The 24295-nt window shown below is 71.5% G+C and carries 23 protein-coding genes and 5 tRNA genes; 22 read left to right on the top strand and 6 right to left on the bottom strand.

Features of this window, described 5'->3' with window-relative positions:
• Positions 1–3063, bottom strand: a 3063-nt coding sequence (locus WA762_RS25515; protein ID WP_443080670.1) for a sensor histidine kinase, incomplete at its 3' end; no start/stop codon positions are given.
• 581 nt (positions 3064–3644) lie between these two features.
• On the opposite strand from WA762_RS25515, the gene WA762_RS25510 reads away from it, so the two are divergent.
• The 13 genes from WA762_RS25510 (at position 3645) to WA762_RS25450 (ending at position 12020) form a co-directional block, all read left to right on the top strand.
• Positions 3645–3833: a hypothetical protein gene (locus WA762_RS25510; protein ID WP_335938693.1), complete on the top strand. Its 189-nt coding sequence runs from the start codon at positions 3645–3647 to the stop codon at positions 3831–3833.
• 224 nt (positions 3834–4057) lie between these two features.
• Complete coding sequence (locus tag WA762_RS25505) at positions 4058–4834, top strand: fumarylacetoacetate hydrolase family protein (RefSeq protein ID WP_335938692.1); 777 nt, start codon at positions 4058–4060, stop codon at positions 4832–4834.
• The gene (gene gltX / locus WA762_RS25500) at positions 4827–6302 is read left to right on the top strand and encodes a glutamate--tRNA ligase (RefSeq protein WP_335938690.1); all 1476 of its coding nucleotides are present in this window, start codon (positions 4827–4829) and stop codon (positions 6300–6302) included. The genes WA762_RS25505 and gltX overlap by 8 nt, the downstream gene beginning before the upstream one ends.
• 355 nt (positions 6303–6657) lie before the next feature.
• On the top strand, positions 6658–7671 hold the full coding sequence (locus WA762_RS25495; protein ID WP_335938689.1) for a hypothetical protein: 1014 nt from the start codon (positions 6658–6660) through the stop codon (positions 7669–7671).
• A gap of 493 nt (positions 7672–8164) precedes the next feature.
• Complete coding sequence (locus tag WA762_RS25490) at positions 8165–8464, top strand: hypothetical protein (RefSeq protein ID WP_335938688.1); 300 nt, start codon at positions 8165–8167, stop codon at positions 8462–8464.
• An 8-nt stretch (positions 8465–8472) separates the two neighbouring features.
• Positions 8473–10098: an alpha/beta hydrolase gene (locus tag WA762_RS25485; RefSeq protein ID WP_335938687.1), complete on the top strand. Its 1626-nt coding sequence runs from the start codon at positions 8473–8475 to the stop codon at positions 10096–10098.
• A complete protein-coding gene (locus WA762_RS25480; RefSeq protein WP_335938686.1) occupies positions 10098–10640 on the top strand; it encodes a hypothetical protein in 543 nt (180 codons plus the stop codon). The genes WA762_RS25485 and WA762_RS25480 overlap by 1 nt, the downstream gene beginning before the upstream one ends.
• Positions 10641–10740: 100 nt before the next feature.
• Positions 10741–11460, top strand: a complete 720-nt coding sequence (locus WA762_RS25475) for an HAD family hydrolase (RefSeq protein WP_335938685.1) — start codon at positions 10741–10743, stop codon at positions 11458–11460.
• An 87-nt stretch (positions 11461–11547) separates the two neighbouring features.
• A tRNA-Gln gene (locus WA762_RS25470) sits at positions 11548–11619 on the top strand.
• Between the two features lie 19 nt (positions 11620–11638).
• Positions 11639–11711: transfer RNA gene (locus tag WA762_RS25465), tRNA-Glu, on the top strand.
• Between the two features lie 60 nt (positions 11712–11771).
• Positions 11772–11844 (top strand) — tRNA-Glu (locus WA762_RS25460).
• Positions 11845–11856: 12 nt separating this feature from the next.
• Positions 11857–11928: transfer RNA gene (locus WA762_RS25455), tRNA-Gln, on the top strand.
• Positions 11929–11947: 19 nt separating this feature from the next.
• A tRNA-Glu gene (locus WA762_RS25450) sits at positions 11948–12020 on the top strand.
• Positions 12021–12395: 375 nt separating this feature from the next.
• On the opposite strand, the gene ndgR is transcribed toward WA762_RS25450, so the two are convergent.
• On the bottom strand, positions 12396–13112 hold the full coding sequence (ndgR, locus tag WA762_RS25445) for an IclR family transcriptional regulator NdgR (RefSeq protein ID WP_073784801.1): 717 nt from the start codon (positions 13110–13112) through the stop codon (positions 12396–12398).
• Between the two features lie 175 nt (positions 13113–13287).
• Here ndgR and leuC point away from each other — a divergent pair, with 175 nt between their 5' ends.
• The 4 genes from leuC (at position 13288) to WA762_RS25425 (ending at position 16407) form a co-directional block, all read left to right on the top strand.
• Positions 13288–14712, top strand: coding sequence for a 3-isopropylmalate dehydratase large subunit (gene leuC, locus WA762_RS25440; protein ID WP_335938684.1), 1425 nt, complete (start codon positions 13288–13290; stop codon positions 14710–14712).
• A gap of 5 nt (positions 14713–14717) precedes the next feature.
• Complete coding sequence (gene leuD / locus WA762_RS25435) at positions 14718–15311, top strand: 3-isopropylmalate dehydratase small subunit (protein ID WP_335938683.1); 594 nt, start codon at positions 14718–14720, stop codon at positions 15309–15311.
• Positions 15312–15415: 104 nt separating this feature from the next.
• The gene (locus tag WA762_RS25430; protein ID WP_335938682.1) at positions 15416–15643 is read left to right on the top strand and encodes an SCO5555 family protein; all 228 of its coding nucleotides are present in this window, start codon (positions 15416–15418) and stop codon (positions 15641–15643) included.
• 143 nt (positions 15644–15786) lie between these two features.
• Positions 15787–16407 (top strand): HU family DNA-binding protein, encoded by a 621-nt coding sequence (locus WA762_RS25425; protein ID WP_335938681.1) that lies wholly within the window; start codon positions 15787–15789, stop codon positions 16405–16407.
• Between the two features lie 269 nt (positions 16408–16676).
• Here the strand turns inward: WA762_RS25425 and WA762_RS25420 are convergent, their stop codons facing one another.
• Together WA762_RS25420 and cofC are read right to left on the bottom strand one after the other, a co-directional pair.
• Complete coding sequence (locus WA762_RS25420) at positions 16677–16880, bottom strand: hypothetical protein (protein ID WP_335938680.1); 204 nt, start codon at positions 16878–16880, stop codon at positions 16677–16679.
• 175 nt (positions 16881–17055) lie between these two features.
• Positions 17056–17730: a 2-phospho-L-lactate guanylyltransferase gene (gene cofC, locus WA762_RS25415; RefSeq protein ID WP_335938703.1), complete on the bottom strand. Its 675-nt coding sequence runs from the start codon at positions 17728–17730 to the stop codon at positions 17056–17058.
• Between the two features lie 180 nt (positions 17731–17910).
• Here cofC and WA762_RS25410 point away from each other — a divergent pair, with 180 nt between their 5' ends.
• The 3 genes from WA762_RS25410 to WA762_RS25400 all read left to right on the top strand — a co-directional run bounded on the left by WA762_RS25410 (position 17911) and on the right by WA762_RS25400 (position 21019).
• Positions 17911–18663, top strand: a complete 753-nt coding sequence (locus tag WA762_RS25410; protein ID WP_335938679.1) for a lysophospholipid acyltransferase family protein — start codon at positions 17911–17913, stop codon at positions 18661–18663.
• On the top strand, positions 18660–19670 hold the full coding sequence (locus WA762_RS25405) for an NAD(P)H-dependent glycerol-3-phosphate dehydrogenase (RefSeq protein WP_335938678.1): 1011 nt from the start codon (positions 18660–18662) through the stop codon (positions 19668–19670). Before WA762_RS25410 ends, WA762_RS25405 begins: the two co-directional genes overlap by 4 nt.
• A 191-nt stretch (positions 19671–19861) precedes the next feature.
• Complete coding sequence (locus tag WA762_RS25400) at positions 19862–21019, top strand: D-alanine--D-alanine ligase family protein (protein ID WP_335938677.1); 1158 nt, start codon at positions 19862–19864, stop codon at positions 21017–21019.
• Between the two features lie 199 nt (positions 21020–21218).
• On the opposite strand, the gene WA762_RS25395 is transcribed toward WA762_RS25400, so the two are convergent.
• Positions 21219–21701, bottom strand: coding sequence for a DUF3515 domain-containing protein (locus WA762_RS25395; RefSeq protein WP_335938676.1), 483 nt, complete (start codon positions 21699–21701; stop codon positions 21219–21221).
• A 20-nt stretch (positions 21702–21721) separates the two neighbouring features.
• Complete coding sequence (locus WA762_RS25390) at positions 21722–21955, bottom strand: Lrp/AsnC family transcriptional regulator (protein ID WP_335938675.1); 234 nt, start codon at positions 21953–21955, stop codon at positions 21722–21724.
• A gap of 332 nt (positions 21956–22287) precedes the next feature.
• On the opposite strand from WA762_RS25390, the gene WA762_RS25385 reads away from it, so the two are divergent.
• On the top strand, positions 22288–23259 hold the full coding sequence (locus tag WA762_RS25385; RefSeq protein ID WP_335938674.1) for a thiamine-phosphate kinase: 972 nt from the start codon (positions 22288–22290) through the stop codon (positions 23257–23259).
• Positions 23260–23443: 184 nt separating this feature from the next.
• Complete coding sequence (thiD, locus tag WA762_RS25380; protein ID WP_335938673.1) at positions 23444–24274, top strand: bifunctional hydroxymethylpyrimidine kinase/phosphomethylpyrimidine kinase; 831 nt, start codon at positions 23444–23446, stop codon at positions 24272–24274.
• The last annotated feature ends 21 nt before the right edge of the window (positions 24275–24295 follow it).

The raw sequence follows: 24295 nt of genomic DNA, 5'->3' as shown, positions 1-24295 counted from the left end.
CCCCGTGCCCGCCGGGTCCTGCGACGGTCCGTCCAGCGGCGACGGGAGCTGCGGGGCGGGGGCGGAGAAGTCGGGGCGGGCGAACTCGGCGGTGGCGCCGGGACCCTGCCGGTCGTCGTCCATGGCCGGCCGCGGCGCGAGCTGCGGACCGGTCGGCAGCTGGAACTGGCCGGTGGTCTCGTGCTCCTCGTGGCCGCGCGGGGCGTCCAGCGGAGTGTGCCCGGGACCGGACTGCCGGTCGGAGCCCCAGCCGGCCGCCTGCGGGCGCTGCGGCAGGGGGTTGCCGCCGGGCAGCTCGGCACGCGGACCGCCGATCGGGGGCAGCTGACGGCCGGGCGCCGGCGCGCCGCCGTCCTGGCCGCCCGGGGCCTGCTGCGGCCTCGGGGCCTGCGGCGGCTGCCACGCGGCGAGGTCGTTCGGCCCGCCCTGCGGGTTCTGCCGGCCCTGCGCGTCCCGGCGCGGACCCTGACGGTTCTGGCTGAACAGGTCGGAGCCGCCCGGCTCCGGATGCCCGGAGCCGCCGCCCTGGCCGCGTGCGCCGAGCCGGGCGCCGTTGCCGAAGGCGCCGGCCAGGCCGCCGCCCTTGCGCTGCGGCGGACGCGAGGCGTCCTGGGCGCCGCCCACCGGACCGGTCGCCGGGAACGCGGCGTTCTGCCCGTCGGACCGGCCCTGCTCGGGCGTCCGGGGAGCGCCGTTGTCCCGCGTGGGAAGGGCCGCCCGCGGACCGGAGCCCGCACCGCCCTGGCCCGCTTCGAGCCGTCCCGCCGGAGCCGCCGGGGCGCCGCCGGTGACGGGCCGGGGGCCTCCGGCCGGACCCGCGCCCGCGCCCAGCTGACCGCCGGGCGCCGCGGGCTGCTGCCCCGGTCCCTGACCGGGAGCCGGGCGGCTGCCGCCGTGCGCGACCTCGACCGGCAGCATGACCAGCGCGGTCGTGCCGCCGGAGTCGGACGGGCGCAGCTGGATCCGGATGCCGTGACGCAGCGACAGGCGGCCGACCACGAACAGACCCATGCGGCGGGAGACGGAGACGTCCACGGTGGGCGGCGAGGCCAGCCGCTCGTTGATCGCGGCGAGGTCCTCGGGGGAGAGGCCGATGCCGGTGTCGTGGATCTCGACCAGCACCCGGCCGTCGGGCAGCGCGTGACCGGTGACCCGCACCTTCGTCTGCGGGGAGGAGAACGACGTGGCGTTCTCCAGCAGCTCGGCGAGCAGGTGCACGAGGTCGTTGACGACCCGGCCCGCGACCTCGGTGGCGGGCACCGCCGCCAGCTCGATGCGCTCGTACTGCTCCACCTCGGAGGCGGCGGCACGGAGCACGTCGACCAGCGGGACCGGACGCGTCCACCGGCGGCCCGGCTCCTCGCCCGCGAGGACGAGGAGGTTCTCGCCGTTGCGGCGCATGCGGGTCGCGAGGTGGTCGAGCTTGAAGAGCGAGGAGAGCTGGTCCGGGTCGGCCTCGCGCGACTCCAGTTCGGAGATCAGCGAGAGCTGACGCTGGATGAGGCCCTGGCTGCGGCGCGAGAGGTTGGTGAACATCGCGTTGACGTTGCCCCGGAGCAGCGCCTGCTCGGCGGCGAGCCGGACCGCCTCGCGGTGCACGTCGTCGAAGGCCGCGGCCACCTGGCCGATCTCGTCCCGGGAGTGCACGCCGACGGACTCGACCGAGGTGTCGACGTCCTGCGGGTCGGCCTCGGAGAGCTGCTTGACGAGCTCGGGGAGGCGTTCCTGGGCGACCCGGGTCGCGGTGTCCTGGAGCCGCCGCAGCGAACGGATCATCGACCGGGCGACGACGAACGCGCCGACCAGCGAGACACCGAGCACCAGCAGGATGAGCGCACCGCTGATGATCGCTTCGCGCTTCGACTCATCGCGGAGCTCGCGGGCCTTGCTCTCCATGTCGCTGAGGAGGGTGGCCTCGATGGTCGTCATGGCCTGGATCTTGGTGGAGCTCTGGTCGTACCAGTCCATGTACGAGCGCGGCGCCGTGCCGGTCAGGCCCGAGGGGCTGTCCAGCACCTTCTTTGCGTAGGTGTTGGCGGCCTTGATCTCCGGGTTGCCGTTGTCCAGGGTGGCGGTGAGCTCCTCGGCGTTGTGGCCGGAGGCCGAGTAGACCGCCGCGAAGGCACGGCGTGCCGCGGTCTCCTTGCGGAGCGCCGCACGGCCGAACTGCTGGTCGTTCTGGTCCATGTGCGCCGGCTTGCCGCCGCTCGGCAGGGCCGCGGCGATGACCGCTCGCTGGACCGAGGCGTACTCCTTGGCGGAGGAGAAGGCGGCCAGCGCCCGGGTCCGCTTGATCATCTCCGAGTTGCTGGTCGCCTGGGCCATGTCCTGCGAGAGGCTCAGCAACGACGTGATCAGCTGGCTGTACTGGTCGATGGTCTGGAGGGACGGCGTGCCCTTGGCGTACGCCGTCTTGCGGATGTCGCGGATCTCGCCCAGCTGGGTGGCGATCTGGTTGACGCTGGAGTAGATGCCCTCCAGGGCCTCGTCGCCGGAGGGGTCGCCGATCGAGGTGGTGGCGTCGAGGAAGGCGGTCTGAGCCCGGTCGGTCTTCTGACGGGGCACGCTGACCTTGTAGTTGTCCGGCTTCACTCCATTGGAGAGCGGGCCGGCCGAACTGTCGCGCTCCGCCTGGAGCGCCTGGGCGAGCGTGGTCGCCTGCATCGTCAGCTTGGTGAGCAGCTGCATGTGGTCCAGCTGCTGCATGTCGGTCATGGACTCGTTGATCCGCAGACCGCCCAGCGTGGTCGCCGCGACCACGGGAAGCGCGAGCAGGGAGACCAGACGCGTGCTGATGCGCCAGTTGCGCAGGGCCATGCGCGAACCCGCGCCGACGGGCTCCGGGGACTTGGCCGGCGCGGCCGTCTCGGCGTCGCCGTCCACCGGGGCGCCGGGGCGCCGGTCGTCGCCGTCACCGGCCTTGACCGGTCCGACGCCCTGGGCGTGCTGGGGCGAGGAGCCGCGGTCGGTCCCGCCGTGCGGCTCCTGCTCCGCCGCGGCTTCCCCTCGGGCCTTGCGGGCTTGGGGAGACCCCGTGCCATCCCTCTTGAAACGTCCCTGCACTAGCGTCGCAACCTCTGGACCAGGCGCCCCTCCGCGCGAGGCGGCGGGACGGTGTCGGCGTCGTGGGGCGATGTGCCCGCCCCTAGTCGGTCGTGAGTGACCGGCGCTCTCCCCCTTTCCGCCGCCACCCGGCGCTGCTTGCGCCCCTGCGCGCCGGCCTTTGAAAAACCCGCGGCGGTGCGTGGAATTCCAGCACAGTGCCGGATCTCCAACAAGGGCCCGGTGCCCGGCCCCGGTCCGGGTGACAGCTTGTGACGAGGGGGTGACAAGCGGTGGGGCCGTTCAGGGACAAAACGGAATATCGATCATCAATGGTCGGGTGGTGCGCGGTGTCCCAGTCGCCATGATCAGGAGCGGAATATCTGATTCAGGTAAGAAATGTTCCTTATGTCCGAAGTAACGGTACGCCCGAAAAGTCCTGATTATCCGCACGGAGGTGAGCAAACTCACATGATGATCGTCGCCTCATCCGGGCTTTCCAAGGGAATCGGATGTTTAGCCTGACGTTTTACAGGGATGGCATATCCGACAACCGGCGCCCCTCCAGCGCGGCGCCCGCACCGACAGGGTCCCAACGACAGATGAAGACGACGAAGACACTCCGCAAGGTCGCCAACCCCCGCCGCACCACGCTGGCGCACCTCGAGGACGCCGGCCGGCTCCGCGTCCCGGCGCGCCCGGAGCACCCCGTCGCGCTGCCCTCCCAGACGGCCAACCCCCGTCGCACCATCCTCATGAAGGCCCCGGTCCAAGCCGCGCCGGCCGAATAGTCCGGCGAGCGGTCCGGACACGACCGCCGGACCGCCGGAACGCGACCGCCGGATCGCGACGGCCGCGCGATCGGAACGCGACCGCCCGACCGGACGAGTCGGACACGGCCGTCGGCCGACGGGACCGCGGCCGACGAGCGACGGGCGCGGCCGTCCCCCTCGCCCCGCGTTAGCCTGGAGCGTCAGTCTTCAGTCAGCCAGCAAGTGAGGGGCGACAGCATCCCGTGCGCATCGCCAGGTTCTCCATCGACGGCAATGTCGCCTTCGGCGCCGTCGAGGGCGAGGGTCCCGAGGGGCTCGTCCTCGACATCATCAAGGGCATCCCGTACGCCGATTTCGAGCTCTCGGGCACCAAGGTCCCGCTGAGCAAGGTCCGCCTCCTCCCGCCGGTGCTCCCCAACAAGGTCGTGGCCATCGGCCGCAACTACGCGGAACACGCCAAGGAGCTCGGCAACGAGGTCCCGGAGATCCCCGTCGCCTTCTTCAAGCCCACCACCTCGGTGATCGGCTCCGGCGACGCCATCGAGTACCCCTCCTTCTCGAACGAGCTGCACCACGAGGCCGAACTGGCCGTGGTCATCGGCCGCATGTGCCGCGAAGTGCCGCGCGAACGCGTGAAGGACGTCGTCTTCGGCTACACCTGCGCCAACGACGTCACCGCCCGTGACGTCCAGAAGCGGGAGAAGCAGTGGGCCCGCGCCAAGGGCTTCGACACCTCCTGTCCGCTCGGCCCCTGGGTGGAGACCGACCTCGACCCCGGTGACCTGGCCATCCAGGCCACGGTCAACGGCGAGCAACGTCAACTGGGCCGCACGAGCGACATGATCCGCTCGATCGAGGACCTGGTCGTCCACATCACGGAAGCGATGACACTGCTCCCCGGCGACGTGATCCTCACCGGCACCCCCGCAGGGGTCGGACCCCTCCATGTCGGCGACGAGGTCGCCGTCACCATCGAAGGCATCGGCACTCTCACCAACAAGGTGATCAAGCGTGGCTAACGCACCTGTACGTGTACGTTTCTGTCCCTCCCCGACCGGCAACCCCCACGTGGGCCTGGTCCGCACGGCCCTGTTCAACTGGGCCTTCGCCCGGCACCACGGCGGCACCCTGGTCTTCCGCATCGAGGACACCGACGCGGCCCGCGACTCCGAGGAGTCGTACAACCAGCTCCTGGACTCGATGCGCTGGCTCGGCTTCGACTGGGACGAGGGTCCCGAGGTCGGCGGCCCGCACGCCCCGTACCGCCAGTCGCAGCGGATGGACATCTACAAGGACGTCGCCGAGAAGCTCCTCGCGGGCGGCTACGCGTACCACTGCTACTGCACCACCGAGGAGCTCGACGCCCGCCGCGACGCCGCCCGCGCCGCCGGGAAGCCGTCGGGCTACGACGGCCACTGCCGCGAGCTCACGGCCGAGCAGACCGCCGCGTACGAGAACGAGGGCCGCACCTCCATCGTCCGCTTCCGGATGCCCGACGAGGCGCTCACCTTCGACGACCTGGTCCGCGGCGAGCTGACCTTCCAGCCGGAGAACGTGCCGGACTACGGCATCGTCCGCGCCAACGGCGCCCCGCTCTACACGCTGGTCAACCCGGTCGACGACGCGCTGATGGAGATCACCCACGTGCTGCGCGGCGAGGACCTGCTCTCCTCCACCCCGCGCCAGATCGCCCTCTACAAGGCGCTCATCGAGCTGGGCATCGCCAAGGACGTCCCCGCCTTCGGCCACCTCCCGTACGTCATGGGAGAGGGCAACAAGAAGCTCTCCAAGCGCGACCCGCAGGCTTCCCTCAACCTCTACCGCGAGCGCGGCTTCGTGCCGGAGGGCCTGCTCAACTACCTGTCGCTGCTGGGCTGGTCCATCTCCGAGGACCGCGACATCTTCTCCGTCGAGGAGATGGTGGCCGCCTTCGACATCAAGGACGTCAACGCCAACCCGGCGCGCTTCGACCTGAAGAAGTGCGAGCACATCAACGCCGAGCACATCCGCAGGATGGACGTGAAGGCGTTCACCGAGGCGTGCGGCCCCTGGCTGAAGGCCCCGTACGCCCCCTGGGCCCCGGAGGCGTTCGACGCGGAGCGGTTCGCCGTGATCGCCCCGCACGCGCAGACCCGGGTCACCGTCCTCTCCGACATCACGGCCAACGTCGACTTCCTCTTCCTGGACGCGCCGGTGGAGGACGAGGCGTCCTGGAACAAGGCGATGAAGGAGGGCTCCGACGCCCTGCTCGTCACCGCCCGCGCGAAGCTGATCGACGCCGAGTGGAACGCGGACGCCCTGAAGAACGCCATCCTCGCCGCCGGCGAGGAGCACGGCCTCAAGCTCGGCAAGGCCCAGGCCCCGGTCCGCGTCGCCGTCACCGGCCGCACCGTCGGTCTGCCGCTCTTCGAGTCCCTGGAGATCCTGGGCCGCGAGAAGACCATCGCCCGCGTCGACGCGGCGCTGGCGAAGCTGGCGGCCGCGTAGCGGTCCGGCGTCATACGGTTCGTCTCACACGATGGGGCGGCCGCTCCCGACGGGGCGGCCGCCCCATCGTGGTTCCGCCGCCGTCCGGGAGCCTTCCGGCCTGCGGCGGCCGGGGCCGACTTCGGGGCGGGGCCGGTGGCGGGGGCGCGGTGCGGGCCGCACCGGAGGCCCGGCGCTCCCCGGGCACAGGAGTTCCGAACTGGCGCGCGGTCCGGCGCGTGGCGGATGATCACCAGGACGCGGTCGCGCCCGCGGAACGCGCCCAGGACCGGCACGCCGTGCCGGGCGCCGGGCCCGGGCGGCCGTCGTGGCCCACGACCGACACACGACCGCATCCGCAGATCCGGGGGAACGCATGACACGGCTGAGACTGTCCTTGTACGTCGGGGGACTGCTCCTCGCGCTGGTCGCCGGGGGCCTGGCCTGGACCGCCCGGTTCCGAGACGCGGACGGCGACGACCTCGCGGACCGCTGCCAGGGCGCCCTCGCGGTCGACGAGGCGCGGGAGTTCTTCGACGGCGCAGGGCTGAGGGCGCGCGGCCACACCGGCGAGTGGGTCGGACACGACGCCCAGTGGTGCTCGGTCCGGGCCGACCACGAGGGCGGCGGGCCGACGCTCAAACTCCGAATATGGCCTCGGGCGGCCTACCGGGCGAGCGGGCCCGCCGCGTCCGCCTCGGCGACGCCGATCGGGTACGGCTGGACCGGGTCCTTCGTCAGCGGCCATTCACCCGGTGCCGCCGTACTGGTCGACTGTCGGCCGATGGCGGGCGCCGGCCTCCTCGTCGAGGCCGAGACGAGCGCGAAGTCGGCGGATCTCACCCCTCGGCAGATGCTCCAGCTGGCACGGGTCGCGACCGAGACGGCACGCCGTGCGGCCGACCGCGCCAAGTGCGAGGGCGCCCTCGGCGAACGCCCGGAAACCGTCGACCGTACGGGCTGGACGACAAGGCCCGTCGACAGGGCGACGGGCACCTGCCACGACGTGCTGACCCAGCGTGAAGCCGCCCGGTCGCACGTGACCGATGTCAGCGAGAAGCCCGCGGGACGAGCGCTGACGGAGCAATGCGCGATGAATCGGGGTGAGTCGAGACTGTTCCACATGACCGCCTACTACGGGCCGTCGGCGGAGGAGGAGATGCATCTCGACGGCAAGTACCCGGGAACGGCGCAGGGCGCGCACACCCGCACCCTCGCCTGCGGGGGCGCCATCGGGACCGCCTACTTCAAGCTGGAGCGCACCGAGAACGCGGGGACGGCGGGCGAGACCGCCGGGACGCGTGATCCGGTCGACTCCGCCACGCTGGACCGGATTCTGACGTCGTACGCCACCGCCTCCGGCAAGCGGCACGGCTGCCCCGCCCCCTGACGGCCTCCACCGGACCGCGTACGACGATTCACGCTGTCGGCCGTAGCCGGTCGACGCTGCCGCGCGGTCGCTCCCGGGGCAACCCCTGGACGCGGTGGGGGACATCGCACCGGCCACGCCAGAGCCGACACTCGCAGCCGCGCCCGACAGCGCGCTGCACCTGCACCTGCGCCAGAGCGATGAACCGGCTGCCGTCCTCCGCCGCCACCCGGGCCGGATTCGCCGGCCTGCTGAGTGCGATCAAGGCTGTGCCGGGCGCCGGGCGCCCGGGCGCGGACGAGCGGCGAGGAGCCGGCCGAACACCCGAAAGGGGCATCCACCGGTTCGTTCCGGTGGGCCACGTCGTTGCACCCATGGACCGGGAGGCGGAGTTCAGCCAGGGGAGGGTATGCGATCCAGTCGAATTCCAGCGTTCGCTTCCGGGAACTCTCCGCACGGCTAGGCTCAGTTGCCGCAGCCCGACAGGGGTGCGTGACGCAGGGATGAAAGGCACATGGCAGAGGATCTCAATGTCTCCGCGACCGATTTATACGCCTCGGCAGGTGCGGCGGACATGCTCGCGAAAAATTTGCAGGACCCTTTACGGAAGGCGATCGACGACACGGCCGCAGCCGCTGCCTCGTTCCGGGCGTGGGATGGAAAGGGCCGTATCGAAGCCGTCAGCACCGGTTGGGGAGAGGCTCTGACCACACTGAAGGACCGCCTTGCGGAACACGCGAACGGTCTGCGACTGGTGGCGGACGGCCACAGCATCAATGACGCGGATGTCGGCGACTGCTTCAAGGGCTGGTGAGTTCCCCGATGCCCGAACGCTTCGCACAGCTCCTCCGTCAGGACTTCTCGGATTTGGAGGCGGCCTCCGGCTCATGGCGAAAGCTGGCCGAACGCCTCGGCGAGACCCATGTCGGCAGCGGGAAGCGGGTTTCCGGACCACTGCACAAGGCGAGCTGGTCGGGAGTCGCCGCCCACTACGGCTTCGGCGCGCTCGAAGCCACTGAGAGCAAACTGAAGACCGCACAGACGAATGCGATACTCATTCGAACGATCCTGGAGACGCTCAGCACCCGCATGCAAGCTGCCCAGCGCAAACTGCGTCATGCGGTGGCGGATGCCGAGACGGCCGGTCATGTCGTCACCGAGGACGGCCGGGTCGAACCGAAGCAAGTGGTCGATGCCAAGTACCACAACGACCCGGACTACCAGGACGTGCAGCGGCAGGCGAACTCCGGACTCGGAGGCTATCGGGCCCGTATCGACGAGGCGTTGCAAGAAGCGGAACGAGCCGGCAACGACGCGACCGAACTCCTTCACCAAATCGATCCGTTCGACCTCGACAAGCAGTACGGCGGCGCCAACGCGGCCGAGGACGCCGTACGGGTTGCGGCCTTCGCCGGGCTCGCCGGGAAGGGCGTCCCGGACGGGAAGGACCCGCAGCGCGCCGCCGACTGGTGGGCGCGCCTCACCCCCGACCAGCGCGCCTTCTACCTGGCGGCCTTCCCGGAGCGGATCGGCGCACTGGACGGTCTTCCGACCGCCACCCGCGACTCGGCGAACCGAGCGGCCCTGGACATGCGGCTCAACGACTACGCGCTGCGCGAGGGCGACCTGGGCTTCCACGAGCGCTACGGCCTCCGCTCGCTCAGCGCCCTCAAGGAGCGCCTCGACGCGGCGGACGCGGCGCCGGCGCACAAACAGCTGTACCTGCTCGGATTCGACACCTCGAAGGACGGCCGCGCGATCGTGGCCGTCGGCAACCCGGACACGGCCCGGCATACCGCGGTTCAGGTTCCCGGAACGAGCAACCAGCTGGACAACGTGGGGGACCAGATCAAGAGGGCGGCCAAGCTGCAAGGAGCCGCCGGCCGATGGAGCGCGAACGGGCCGGAGGACGTCGCAGTCGTCTCGTGGCTCGATTACGACGCCCCTGAGGCGAACTTCGATTCGCCCAGCGAAGTGGAACTGAATCTGGGGATCGCGACTCAAGGCCGCGCTCAGGACGGGGCGGAAGCCCTGCGGGACTTCACCCATGGTCTGAGGGCGGCCCACCAGGGTGAGCGGAGCCATCTCACGGTCCTGGCCCACAGCTATGGCTCCACGGCGGCCGGTGCCGCCGACGCGGGAGGATCAGGACTGGACGCCGACGACATGGTCGTGCTCGGCAGCCCGGGACTGACGGTCGACCGTGCCAGTCAACTTCACGTGAATCCCAGGCACTTGTTCGTGGGCGCTGCAGAGAACGACGTAGTCTCCAACTTGTTCTCCGACGCCACGCTCGGCGTGGACCCCAAGAGACAGGAGTTCGGGGCGGAGCGTATGTATGTGGACACCAGGGACCACGGTGGCTACTGGAACGACGGCAGCAAGAGCCTGGAGAACCAGGGCCGCATCATCGCGGGATTCGCACCGCAGGGTGAAGGAACAGGTTGATGGCGCTGGGTGCGAACGCATGCCCGACGGCGTGGCGCTGGAGCGCCGCCGCGCTGGCCCTGACCATGCTGCTGGGAGGCTGCATGTCCGACGACGGTGTGAACGATCCGCTGCCGCGCATGAGCAGGGAGAAGGCAGAGGAATGGGCCAAGCACTGGACCGACTCCATGGTGCGGACCGCGCGCGCCCGGATCGATCCGAAGACGGCCCGCCGCACGGCGGACTTCACCGACTGCATCGGCCGGAACGGTGAATCCGCCGAGGACGGCAGATTCACGCTGAGCTACTCCGTCCGCGGCACCCTGCCCCGCTCCGAGCAAGCCCGAGCCGTCACGGACATCAAGGACACCCTCAAGGCCAAGGGCTTCGAGATCCAGAGTTTCGGAATCAATCAGGACCGCGAACCGGTAAACGTACTGGACGCCGAGCACCCGAAGGATCGCCAGTTCGTCTCCGTGGGGTCCGTGAGCGAGAACCTCCTGGTCTTCATCGTCAGCACTCCTTGCCTCCTGCCGCCGGGCGTCGAGCAGCAGAAGTTCTGAACCGGCACCCGGCTGCCCCGCACCCCCGACCTGTTCCGGCCGGGCCCCGGCATCGGGAAGTCCGGGACGGCGGGACCCTGCCCGGGTTAAGTTCGGTGGCATGGTCATCCGAGCCGTGCTCTGGGACATCGACGACACGATCTTCGACTACAGCGGCGCCGACCGCGCCGGGATGCGCGCGCTGCTCGAACAGGAGGGCCTGCCCGACGGATACGGCTCCGTCGAGCAGGCCCTGGCCGCGTGGCGGACGCTCACCGCCGTGCACTGGGCGCGGTTCGCGGCCGGGGAGACGGACTTTCCGGGGCAGCGCCGGGACCGGGTGCGGGAGTTCCTCTCGCGGGCCCTGGACGACGCCGAGGCCGACGAGTGGTTCGGCCGGCATGTGACCCACTACGAGGCCGCCTGGGCGCTCTTCCCGGATGTGCTGCCCGTCCTGGACCGGCTGGCCGGCGGGTTCCGGCACGCGGTGCTGTCGAACTCCAGCCTCCAGCACCAGGACCGCAAGCTGCGCGCGCTCGGCGTGCGGGACCGGTTCGAGGCCGTGGTGTGCGCCGTGGAGCTGGGCGTCTCCAAGCCCGAGGCCGGCGCCTTCCACGCCGCGTGCGAGGCGCTGGCGCTGGAGCCGGGCGAGGTCGCGTACGTGGGCGACGAGCCGGACATCGACGCCGGCGGCGCGATCGCCGCGGGGCTCGCGGGGATCTGGCTGGACCGGCGGGAGCGTGGCGGGCGGCCCGAGCTGGTCCGCATCAGCGGGCTCGATCAGCTGCCCGGACTGCTCGCGGGCAATACCCGTTTTGGAGCGCCGGACACCTTCGGGTAATGTTCTTCCTGCGCCGCCCGAGCGGGACGAAAGATCCGAACGGGAGGCGTGAACGGAACAAAGACCCCGCAAGGGGTTGCGTTCCGGTGGGCTATGGTGTAATTGGCAACACTACGGTTTCTGGTACCGTCATTCTAGGTTCGAGTCCTGGTAGCCCAGCGCAGAAATGCAAGAGCAAGCCCCCGTTGTGTAGCGGCCTAGCACGCTGCCCTCTCACGGCAGTAGCGCCGGTTCGAATCCGGTCGGGGGTACAGATCCTTCCCGCGAGATCGTCTGGGTCGCACCCGCGATATCGATGCAGGATCGCTAGGGCCCCCGTTGTGTAGCGGCCTAGCACGCTGCCCTCTCACGGCAGTAGCGCCGGTTCGAATCCGGTCGGGGGTACTTGTAAGACTGTGGGCTATGGTGTAATTGGCAACACTACGGTTTCTGGTACCGTCATTCTAGGTTCGAGTCCTGGTAGCCCAGCGCAGAAATGCAAGAGCAAGCCCCCGTTGTGTAGCGGCCTAGCACGCTGCCCTCTCACGGCAGTAGCGCCGGTTCGAATCCGGTCGGGGGTACAAGAGCAGGACAGACAAGGGTCCTTCACTTCGGTGGAGGGCCCTTCTGCTTGTGTGCGGGGTCACTTGTGCGCGGGCCGGCTGAGCCGGATCGGTCGAAGCCGGGCCGTCCGTGTGCCTTGGGCGCGTTCCCGGGCGATGTCTGTCGCCTCGTCATGCTCGGGCGCAGTGCGGGGACTTGAAGGCGCCCGCGGGGCGTGACGTCGGTACGCGGGGGCGTGGAGCCCGGTCGGGCGAGGGCGGGGCCTTCGCCGGTACGCGACGGGGTGTGCGCCGACGCGTGAGAGGGCCGCCACGACGCTGGGGCGGCCGGGGGAGGAGCCGCGCGGGAGAAGCGCGCGACGGGAGAGCGGGGGAGGGGAAGGGGGCGGGGCGTCAGCCGTTGCGGCGCAGGGCCTCGCTGAGCCGGGCCGCCGAGTCGATGACCGCCTGGGCGTGCATCCGGCCCGGGTGCCGGGTCAGCCGCTCGATGGGTCCGGAGACCGAGACGGCGGCGACCACGCGGTTGGAAGGGCCGCGCACCGGGGCCGAGACCGAGGCCACACCCGGCTCGCGCTCGCCGATCGACTGGGCCCAGCCCCTGCGTCGTACGCCCGAGAGCGCCGTCGCCGTGAAACGGGCGCCCTGGAGGCCGCGGTGCAGGCGCTCCGGCTCCTCCCAGGCCAGCAGGATCTGGGCCGACGAGCCGGCCTTCATGGTGAGCGTGGAGCCGACCGGCACGGTGTCCCGCAGTCCGGACAGCCGCTCCGCCGCCGCGACGCAGATGCGCATGTCGCCCTGGCGGCGGTAGAGCTGCGCGCTCTCGCCCGTGATGTCCCGCAGATGTGTGAGCACCGGTCCGGCCGTCGCCAGCAGGCGGTCCTCGCCCGCCGCCGCCGCGAGCTCGGCCAGCCGGGGGCCGAGGATGAAACGGCCCTGCATGTCCCTGGCCACCAGACGGTGGTGTTCCAGTGCCACGGCCAGTCGATGGGCCGTGGGCCGTGCGAGCCCGGTCGCCGCGACCAGCCCGGCGAGGGTGGCCGGACCGGACTCCAGCGCGCTCAATACCAGAGCCGCCTTGTCGAGTACGCCGACGCCGCTAGAGTTGTCCATACGACGATACTCCCGTCTCACTCTGTGAAACGCAAGTTCAATTTTCCGGGGAAGTTGCCAACCTGGAGGGGTGGCCGCACAACGGCCCCGCAGCCGCCGCCCCGCTCGGGGGTCCGGACGGCGGCGCACCACATCTCTAGTTGGGCCGGCGAAGACGCCGGCCGGAGGGAAAGCGATGGGTAGGACACTCGCGGAGAAGGTCTGGGACGACCACGTCGTCCGGCGCGCCGAAGGCGAGCCCGACCTCCTCTACATCGATCTGCACCTGCTGCACGAGGTCACCAGCCCTCAGGCGTTCGACGGTCTCCGCCAGGCCGGCCGGCCGGTGCGGCGCCTCGATCTCACCATCGCCACCGAGGACCACAACACCCCGACCCTCGACATCGACAAGCCGATCGCCGACCCGGTCTCCCGCGCCCAGCTGGAGACCCTGCGCAAGAACTGCGCCGAGTTCGGCGTGCGGCTGCACCCGCTGGGCGACGTCGAACAGGGCGTGGTGCACGTGGTCGGCCCGCAGCTCGGCCTGACCCAGCCCGGCACCACGGTCGTCTGCGGCGACTCCCACACGTCCACGCACGGCGCCTTCGGCGCGCTGGCCTTCGGAATCGGCACCAGCCAGGTCGAGCACGTCCTGGCCACCCAGACGCTGCCGATGGTCCGCCCGAAGACCATGGCGATCACCGTCGACGGCGAACTGCCCGACGGCGTCACCGCCAAGGACCTGATCCTCGCGATCATCGCCCGGATCGGCACCGGCGGCGGCCAGGGCTACGTCATCGAATACCGCGGCTCGGCCATCGAGAAGCTCTCGATGGAGGCCCGGATGACCATCTGCAACATGTCGATCGAGGCCGGTGCCCGGGCGGGCATGATCGCCCCCGACGAGACCACCTTCGCCTATCTCAAGGGCCGCGACCACGCCCCGCGGGGCGAGGACTGGGACGCCGCCGTGGCGTACTGGAAGACGCTGCGCACCGACGACGACGCGGTCTTCGACGCCGAGGTCGTCATCGACGCCGCCGAACTCGCGCCGTTCGTCACCTGGGGCACCAACCCCGGCCAGGGCGCGCCGCTGTCCGCCAGCGTCCCCGATCCCGCTTCGTACGAGGACGCCTCGGAGCGGCTCGCCGCCGAAAAGGCCCTGGAGTACATGGGGTTGACCGCCGGGCAGCCGCTGCGCGACATCAACGTGGACACCGTGTTCGTAGGCTCCTGCACCAACGGCCGGATCGAGGACCTGCGCGGCGCCGCCGCCGTCCTGGACGGCCGCAAAGTCGCCGACGGCGTACGGATGCTGGTCGTCCCGGGCTCCGTCCGCGTCGCCCTGCAGGCCGTCGAGGAGGGCCTGGACAAGGTCTTCACCGCCGCGGGCGCCGAATGGCGGCACGCCGGCTGCTCGATGTGCCTGGGCATGAACCCCGACCAGCTGGCCCCCGGCGAGCGCTCCGCCTCCACCTCGAACCGCAACTTCGAGGGCCGCCAGGGCAAGGGCGGCCGCACCCACCTGGTCTCCCCGCAGGTGGCCGCCGCCACCGCCGTGCTGGGCCACCTGGCCTCGCCGGCCGACCTGTCCGAAGCCCGCACGCCCGCCGGAGTCTGAGAACCATGGAAGCTTTCACCACGCACACCGGCCGGGCCGTCCCGCTGCGCCGCGGCAACGTCGACACCGACCAGATCATCCCCGCCCACTGGCTGAAGAAGGTCACCCGCGACGGCTTCGAGGACGGTCTCTTCGAGGCATGGCGCAAGGACGAGGACTTCGTCCTCAACCGCCCCGAGCGCCAGGGCGCGACGGTGCTGGTGGCCGGCCCCGACTTCGGCACCGGGTCGTCCCGCGAGCACGCCGTCTGGGCGCTGCAGAACTACGGCTTCAAGGCCGTCGTCTCTTCCCGGTTCGCCGACATCTTCCGTGGGAACTCGCTGAAGAACGGCCTGTTGACCGTCGTGCTCGACCAGGCGGTCGTCGACGAGCTGTGGGCGCTGACCGAGGCCGACCCGACGGCCGAGATCACCGTCGACCTGGAGGCCCGCCAGGTCCGCGCGAACGGCATCACGGCGGACTTCGAACTCGACGAGAACGCCCGCTGGCGGCTGCTGAACGGGCTGGACGACATCAGCCTCACCCTTCAGAACGAAGCGGACATCGCGGCCTACGAGGCCGCCAGGCCGACCTTCAAGCCACGTACGATCAACGCCTGAGCAGCATGTTTCCACCACTGCGCCCCCTGCCGCCCGGCAGGGGGCGCAGTCGCTTGTTGAGACCCCGTCGGGCGACAACTCGCCCCAGATGGCACAATCGGTGCATGGGACGCGACAGCCAACTCAAGCTTTACGGCCAAGTCGCCGACCGATTGAAGGAAGCGCACACAAGAGTGCGCGCACTGCAAGTCCCGGAGGGCGTACGGATGGCGCTGTCCCGGAAGCTGTTGGTCATCACGGCCGCGGCTAAGCACGATCTCCCGGATGCGGCAAGGCGTCTGGACCGGTTGATGAAGGACCTCGATGAGGGCCGATTCCCCGAAGGTGAGTGACTCTGCCGGACAACGCAGCGGTCGACTTCGTTGCGGCACTAGGGTGATTAGCCCGTTTCGTGTTTGATTTGCGGTATATATCTGCCTAACGTGCGAAAACGCTTGAACACTTTCGTTCTGGCAATGTCTCCGAAGGGGAAGACGTGAACAAGGCGCAGCTCGTAGAAGCGATTGCCGACAAGCTCGGCGGCCGTCAGCAGGCCGCGGACGCCGTCGACGCGGTGCTCGACGCGATCGTCCGTGCGGTCGTCGCGGGGGACCGGGTCTCGGTCACCGGCTTCGGCTCGTTCGAGAAGGTCGATCGTCCGGCCCGCTACGCCCGCAACCCGCAGACGGGTGAGCGGGTGCGGGTCAAGAAGACCTCGGTGCCGCGCTTCCGCGCGGGGCAGGGCTTCAAGGACCTGGTGAGCGGCTCGAAGAAGCTCCCGAAGCACGACGTGGCGGTCAAGAAGGCCCCCAAGGGCAGCCTGTCGGGCGGCGCTTCCACCCGTACGACGGCCAAGGCGGCCGCGAAGAAGGCCACCGCGAAGAAGGCCGTGGCGAAGAAGACCACCGCGGCCGCGAAGAAGACGGCGGCCGCGAAGAAGACCACCGCGGCGGCCAAGAAGACGACGGCCGCGAAGAAGACCACCGCGGCGGCCAAGAAGACCACGGCCGCGAAGAAGACCGCGCCGGCCAAGAAGGTCACGGCGAAGAAGGCGCCCGCGAAGAAGACCACGGCGCGGAAGACCACGGCGAAGAAGGCCACCGCTCGGAAGAAGTGAGGCCGGGCAGCTCAGGGCCGCCCACACGCGCCGGGCCGGGTTCCTCTCGGGGGAGCCCGGCCCGCGGGCTGTCGAGGGACCGGCATGCCGGTGCGGCGGAAGGAGGGGGACGTACGAGGCCGTCACGCCGGGGACGCGGAGGCGGGCGTGCGGGGGCGTCGCGCCGAAGCGGCGGGCACGGGGCGTACGAGGCCGTCGGCCGGAGGGCACGGGCCGCGGGCCGCACCGAGGGCAGCGCCGCCGCCGGGGCCCGCGTCACGCGGAGTCGTTCAGAACGTCTGCAGGGTCACCAGGGTGATCCGGAGCGCCGCGCCCTCGCCGTCCCCCTCGATCCGCACCCGCTGCCCGGGGCGCAGCAGCCGCAGACCGCCCGCGTCGAAGGCCCGGGCGTCGAACCCGACCGGGGTGCCGTCGTCGAGCAGCACACTGCCGGTGCGGGTCTCGGGGTCGTACGTGTACGCGGTCGCCTGCATGCACGGCAGCCTAGTGCCCCTCCCGGCGAGGTCCGACCCGTCGCGCCGCCCCGGTGCGCGCGGGCGTCGCTCCGGGGGCGCCGCCGGGGTCTCCCGCGGCCGCCGAGATCCGTCACGTCCTGCGGCGTCCGCCCCTCCGGGCCCGGCACGCCCGCCGGCGCTTCCCGTTCCCGCGCTACCCGCGCCACCGGTCAGCCGGGGCCGCCCCGGCGGACCAGCCCCGGGCCGTGTGCGGTCCCACGCCCAGGCCCAGCGCCGCGTACAGGTCCTCACCGGTGTCCACGTCCTGGCGGACCGAATCGATGCCGGTCAGAGTGATTTCGACGGCTCCGGAGTCCAGGTGCCGGGACCGGGAGGGGCCGCCGAAAAGCGGGCACAATTCCACTCCGGGCGCGGCCGACAGAAATGTCGTTCCGATTCCCGCCGCATCGGTCACGAATGCGCGGGGAAAAGCGGCGGAGAATTCCAGCACCCGGGACAATTCCGCGGGGCGCAGGGCGGGCAAGTCCGCGTTGAGCGCGGCCAGGGCCGCCTCCGGCCGCCGGGCCCGCACCGTCCGCGCGCCGTGCGCCAGGGCGGCGTTGAGCCCCTCGTCCGGTTCGTCGGGCACCACTCCGGCGCCGAGCGCCGCGAGCGCCGGCCCGGCCTCCGGGTCGTCCGTGACGACCACCACATCCCGCACCGCCGGGCAGGACAGGGCAGCGGCCACCGTGTCCCGGGCGAACGCCAGGGCCAGTCGCGGACGCAGAGCTTCGCCGGTCACGGGCGTGAGCCTGCTCTTGGCCCGCGCCAAGGGCTTCAACGGGACGACCAGGGTCCAGGGACCGGTCGGGTCGGTGTTCGTGGCGATCTCCCCCTCGCTGCGCGTCGCCGCCTATTCTCGCCTGCCGGTGCGAGAACCCGGAGGGGCGGACCGGAAAGCGGGGCGTACGGTGTTCTCGACAGAGCAGGGGCCTGGGGTGAGACTTGACCCTCAGTAGCCAGGCAGAGTTCAGGTCCTCAGTTCAGGCCCTTAGAGGAAGGTGTCCGCGTGTCCCGCCGCAGAATCGGCTTCTGGTACCGCCTGGCGGCGGTCATCGCAAAACCGCCGCTGGTGGTTCTGTTCAAGCGTGACTGGCGGGGAATGGAGCACATTCCGGCCGACGGCGGATTCATCACCGCGGTCAATCACAACTCGTATCTGGACCCGCTCTCCTACGCCCATTACCAGTACAACACCGGACGCGTGCCGCGCTTCCTGGCCAAGGCCGGCCTCTTCAAGGCCCCCTTCGTCGGGATGATGCTGCGCGGCACCGGGCAGATCCCCGTCTACCGCGAGACGACCAACGCGCTGGACGCCTTCCGCGCCGCCGTGGACGCCATCGAGCGGGGCGAGTGCGTCGCGTTCTACCCGGAGGGCACCCTCACCCGGGACCCCGACATGTGGCCGATGGCCGGCAAGACCGGCGCGGCCCGGGTCGCGTTGATGACGAAGGTCCCGGTCGTCCCGGTCGCCCAGTGGGGCGCCAACCTGGCGATGCCGCCGTACGCCAAGGAGAAGAAGCTGCGGCTCTTCCCCCGCAAGACCCTCCGGGTGCAGGCCGGGCCGCCCGTCGACCTCTCCCGGTTCTACGACCGGCAGCCGACGCCCGAGGTCCTGCGCGAGGCGACCGAGGTCATCATGGCCGCGGTGACCGAGCAGCTGGAGCTGGTGCGCGGGGAGAAGGCCCCCGCGGAACCGTACGACCACCGCACGGCCCGTGCGGAACAGCGCCGCAAGGCCGAAGGAAAGGGACCCAAGTGACGCACCCCGCAAAGGCGGCCGTCTTCGGAACCGGCTCATGGGGTACGGCCTTCGGCATGGTCCTCGCGGACGCCGGCTGCGAGGTGACCCTCTGGGGCCGCCGCGCCGAGGTCGCCCAGGCGATCAACACCACCCGCACCAACCCCGACTACCTGCCCGGGATCGAACTTCCCGCGTCGGTCCGCGCCACCACCGACGCCGTCGAGGCGCTGGACGGGGCCGACTTCGCCGTGCTCGTCGTGCCCTCGCAGACCCTGCGCGCCAATCTCGCGGACTGGACCGGGCACCTGGGCTCCGACACCGTCCTCGTCTCGCTGATGAAGGGCGTCGAGGTCGGCACCGCGAAGCGGATGAGCGAGGTGATCGAGGACGTGACCAAGGTCTCGGCGGACCGCATCGCCGTCGTCACCGGCCCCAACCTCGCCAGGGAGGTCGCCGAACGCCGCCCGACCACGGCGGTCGTCGCCTGCCGGGACGAGGCCGTGGCCCGCCGCCTCCAGGCCGCCTGCCACACCACGTACTTCCGCCCGTACACCAACACCGACGTGGTCGGCTGCGAACTCGGCGGCGCGGTCAAGAACGTCATCGGTCTCGCCGTCGGCATCGCGGACGGCATGGGGCTCGGCGACAACGCCAAGGGCTCGCTGATCACCCGGGGCCTGGCCGAGACGACCCGGCTCGGCCTCGCGATGGGCGCCGACCCCCTGACCTTCTCCGGGCTCGCGGGCCTCGGGGACCTGGTGGCGACCTGCTCCTCGCCGCTCTCGCGCAACCACACCTTCGGCACCAACCTGGGCCGGGGCATGACCCTCCAGGAGACGATCGCGGTCACCAAGCAGACCGCCGAAGGCGTCAAGTCCTGCGAATCGGTGCTCGATCTGGCGCGCAGGTACGACGTCGACATGCCGATCACCGAGACGGTCGTCGACATCGTCCACGGCGGCAAGCCGCCGATGGTCGCGCTGGCCGAGCTGATGTCGCGCAGCGCGAAGCCCGAGCGGCGCTGACACCGGCGGCCCGGCGGCCCGGCGGGGTCCGGGGCCGGAGCCCGGCCGGCGCCGCCGCGTCGGCCGCGGGAGCGGCGGGCCGAACGGCCGATCCCGGGGCGTGCAGTGCGGTGAACGGCGGCCGCCGGCACCGCTCCGGCGGCCCCGGCCGCGCTGACGCCCGGGATACCAGCAGGTACGCTCAACGCGATATGAGCAGCGAGAACCTCCCCCAGAGCCCGGAGCGGCAGCTCCGCAAGCCGCGCGTGGCCGTCGTGTTCGGCGGCCGCAGCTCCGAACACGGCATCTCGGTCGTCACGGCCGGTGCCGTTCTGAACGCCATCGACCGGACCAAGTACGACGTCCTGCCGATCGGCATCACGGCGGACGGCCGTTGGGCGCTCACCGCCGACGAGCCCGAGCGCATGGCCATCACGGACCGGAAGATGCCGGACGTGGCCGAACTGGCCGAGTCCACCGAGGGCGGCGTGGTGCTCTCCGTCGACCCCGGCAGCCGCGAAGTGGTGTACAGCGAGCCCGGCTCGGTGCCCAAGGCGCTGGGCGAGGTCGACGTCGTCTTCCCGGTGCTGCACGGCCCGTACGGCGAGGACGGCACCCTCCAGGGGCTCCTGGAGCTCTCCGGCGTGCCGTACGTCGGCGCCGGGGTGCTCGCCTCGGCGGTCGGCCAGGACAAGGAGTACATGAAGCGGGTCTTCACCTCGTTCGGGCTGCCGGTCGGCCCGTACCTGGTGGTGCGCCCCCGCGAATGGGAAGCGGACCCGTCCGCCGTCCGCAAGCGCATCGTGGACTTCGCCGGGGACCACGGCTGGCCGCTCTTCGTGAAGCCCTCCCGGGCCGGTTCGTCCATCGGCATCACCAAGGTCGACGACCTGTCCGGTCTCGACGAGGCGATCGAGGAGGCCCGCCGCCACGACCCGAAGTTCCTGGTCGAGGCGCTGCTGCGGGGCCGCGAGATCGAGTGCGGGGTGCTGGAGTTCGAGGACGGGCCGCGTGCCAGCGTGCCCGCCGAGATCCCGCCGGTCACCTCGCACGACTTCTACGACTTCGAGGCCAAGTACATCGACTCGGCCGCCGGGATCGTGCCCGCCCCGCTCACCGAGGAGCAGACCGCCGAGGTGCGGCGGCTGGCGATCGAGGCCTTCGACGCCGTGTCCTGCGAGGGTCTGGTGCGCGCCGACTTCTTCCTCACCGAGGACGGCGAGTTCGTGATCAACGAGATCAACACCCTGCCCGGCTTCACCCCGATCTCCATGTACCCGCGGATGTGGCAGGAGACCGGTGTGAGTTACCCGGAGCTGGTGGACCGGCTGATCCAGGCCGCGCTGAACCGGCCGACCGGCCTGCGCTGAGACGACGGACGGGGCGCGCGGGCGCGACGTTCCCGCGGGGCGTGCGCCCGCGCCCCGCGCCCCGGATGCCCGACCGAGTCCTGACTCCCGGCCCGGATTCCGCGTCCTGTGTCCGGGGCCCGCGCGTCCGGCGGTCCGTACCGGGGCGTCGTCCGCGCGCCCGGCACCACCACCGGCCTTCGCCGCGGGCTTCCGGGCGTTACAGGCTTTCGGGCACCGTCTTCCGGATGGCCGGGGCGAACGCCGCCAGCGGCGTCACGTCATGGGCGTACTTCTCCGGGAGGTACAGCTCGACGTACGCCTTGCGGTAGGTCGTCGTGAAACGCGAGGCGCCGTCGGCCGCCTGCTCCAGCATCCAGGCGACGTCGTCCGCCTCGATCCCCTTCGCCATGGGGTCGTCCATCTTCGCGGGCCGGGGGACGCCGCAGCGCAGTACGATCGCCCCGTCCCCCCACTCGGCGATCAGTTCGGACTTCGTCCCGGTGTCGCGGTCGAGTCCGGCGACGGACTTCGGCAGCTCCTCGTGCAGCGCGCGGCAGTACCCCGCAGCCTTCGCGTCCGGGGTGGGAACCGCGACCGGCGGTGCGGAGTCCGTCGAGGAACAGCCGACCGCGGTCAGCAGCAGCGCGGCCACGGACGGGCCGAGGAGCACGGGACGGCGGAACCGGCGGCAGTTTGTCACCGGCCCAGCGTAGACGGGGACTACAGATGGACGACCGGGCAGGTCAGGGTTCTGGTGATGCCCTCCACCTGCTGGATCTTGGCCACCACCATGCGGCCGAGCTCGTCGACCGTGTCGGACTGGGCGCGCACGATCACGTCGTAGGGGCCGGTGACGTCCTCGGCCCGCACCACTCCCGGAAGGCTGGAGATGGTCGCGGCGACGGCCGACGCCTTGCCCACCTCGGTCTGAATGAGGATGTACGCCTGTACCACGGAACCTCCAGGACGGCCACGAGGATCATGTGGGGGGGAAGGGGGGACGCAACGGTATCGCGTCGCCGGGCGCCGCGGGGAGACCTGGTGGCCGGTTGCCGCCCACAGCGTGGCGCGGGCGCGGCTCACGTTGACGTATCCCTTGACAGTACCGACAGCGGCGGCGGCCCGCGACCGCGGACGCCGCGGTACATGGGGAGGGGGGCGGGAGCGTGCCGAGGGGAACCGGTGCAGACTGCTCCCTGCGACGGCGGCCGGTCCACGGACCGGGCGCCGGGCCGCAGCGGCCGCCCGGACGAGCGTCCGGCGCGACAGATGAGAGGTGAGACTCGGTGAAGGGAACCGTGGGCGAGTTGGGGGAGTTCGGGCTCATCAGGGAGCTGACGTCCCGGCTCACGACCACACCGGCGGTGCGGCTCGGCCCGGGCGACGACGCCGCGGTCGTCGCCGCCCCCGACCGCAGGGTCGTGGCCAGCACGGACGTCCTGCTGGAGGGACGGCACTTCCGCCGCGACTGGTCGACCGCGTACGACGTCGGCCGCAAGGCCGCCGCACAGAACCTCGCCGACATCGCCGCCATGGGCGCCGTGCCCACCGCGCTGCTCCTCGGACTGGTGGTCCCCGCCGAACTGCCGGTCACCTGGGCCGGGGAGCTGATGGACGGCCTGCGCGACGAGTGCCAGGTGGCCGGCGCGGCCGTGGTCGGCGGCGACGTGGTGCGCGGCGAGACGATCACCGTCGCCATCACCGCGCTCGGCGACCTGCGCGACCACGAACCGGTCACCCGCTCCGGCGCCCGGCCCGGCGACCTGGTGGCCGTGACCGGCTGGCTCGGCTGGTCCGCCGCCGGATACGCCGTGCTCTCCCGGGGCTTCCGTTCGCCCCGCGCCTTCGTCGAGGCCCACCGCCGCCCCGAACCGCCGTACCACGCCGGGCCCGCCGCCGCCGGGCTGGGCGCGACCGCGATGACCGACGTGAGCGACGGGCTGGTCGCGGACCTCGGGCACATCGCCGAGGCCAGCCAGGTCCGGATAGACCTGCGCTCCGGACTCATCGACATCCCCTCGCAGATGGCCGACATCGGCCAGGCCGTCGGCGTCGACCCGCTCCAGTGGGTGCTGACCGGGGGAGAGGACCACGCCATCGTCGCCACGTTCCCGCCGGACGTGAAGCTGCCCGCCCGCTGGAAGGTGATCGGGGAGGTGCTCAACTCCTCGGCACTGCCCGAGGTGACGGTCGACGGGGCGCCGTGGACCAGAAAGGGCGGCTGGGACCACTTCGGGGGCATCGAGGAAGCCCGGTAGCCGGGCGCGCCCCGGCCGTGCCCACCGGCCGGGAGCGCTCGGGCCGTCCGAACGGTACGGGCGGTGCGGGCGGTGCGGGCCGTTCGAACGGTACGGGCGGTGCGGGCGGTGCGGGCCGTTCGAACGGTGCGAGCCGCTTGGGGTCCGGAGCGCCCCGGGGCGGCCGCCCAGTAGATTGCGGCACATGTCCGTGCCTCCCGCGCCGCCCGCCGCGATACCCGCCACCGCCCCCGCCCGTGTGCTCACCGTCGCCGGATCCGATTCCGGCGGCGGCGCGGGCATCCAGGCCGATCTCAAGACGATGCTGGCGTTCGGCGCGCACGGCATGAGCGTGCTGACCGCCGTCACCGCCCAGAACTCGCTGGGCGTGCACGGCGCCTGGGAGCTGCCGGCCGAGGCCGTCACCGCCCAGTACCGCGCCGTGGCCGACGACATCGGTGTGCAGGCGGTGAAGACCGGCATGCTGTCGTCGGCGGCCCTGGTGGAGACCGTGGCCGGACTTCTGGCCGGCACGGACGCGCCCGTCGTCGTCGACCCGGTCGGGGTCTCCAAGCACGGCGACCCGCTGCTGGCCGCCGAGGCGCTCGACTCCGTGCGATCGCGGCTGCTGCCGGTCGCCACGGTCGCCACCCCGAACCTGGACGAGGTGACGCAGCTCACCGGGGTGACCGTCACGGACGAGTCCGGAATGCGGCGGGCCGCCGACGCGGTACTGGACTTCGGGCCGCGCTGGGTCGTCGTCAAGGGCGGGCACCTGCCGGGCGAACCGGCCGACCTGCTGACCGACGGCTCCGAGACGCACTGGCTGCGCGCGCCCAGACACGCCAACCGGCACACCCATGGCACCGGCTGCACGCTCGCCGCCGCGATCGCCTGCGGGCTCGCCGTGGGACAGGACGTGCCCACGGCGGTACGGAACGCCAAGGCGTACATCACCGGGGCGATCGCGGCGGGCTTCCCGCTCGGCGCCGGGATCGGCCCGGTCGACCACGGCTGGCGGACGCGCGACGCCTGAAGGGCCGGCCCGGGCGGGCCC

Source organism: Streptomyces tyrfis, assembly GCF_037034285.1.
In the GTDB taxonomy this organism is placed as follows: Bacteria; Actinomycetota; Actinomycetes; order Streptomycetales; family Streptomycetaceae; genus Streptomyces.
Note: the sequence above shows the minus strand (reverse complement) of the source record. Positions and strands in the feature narration are given on the sequence as shown.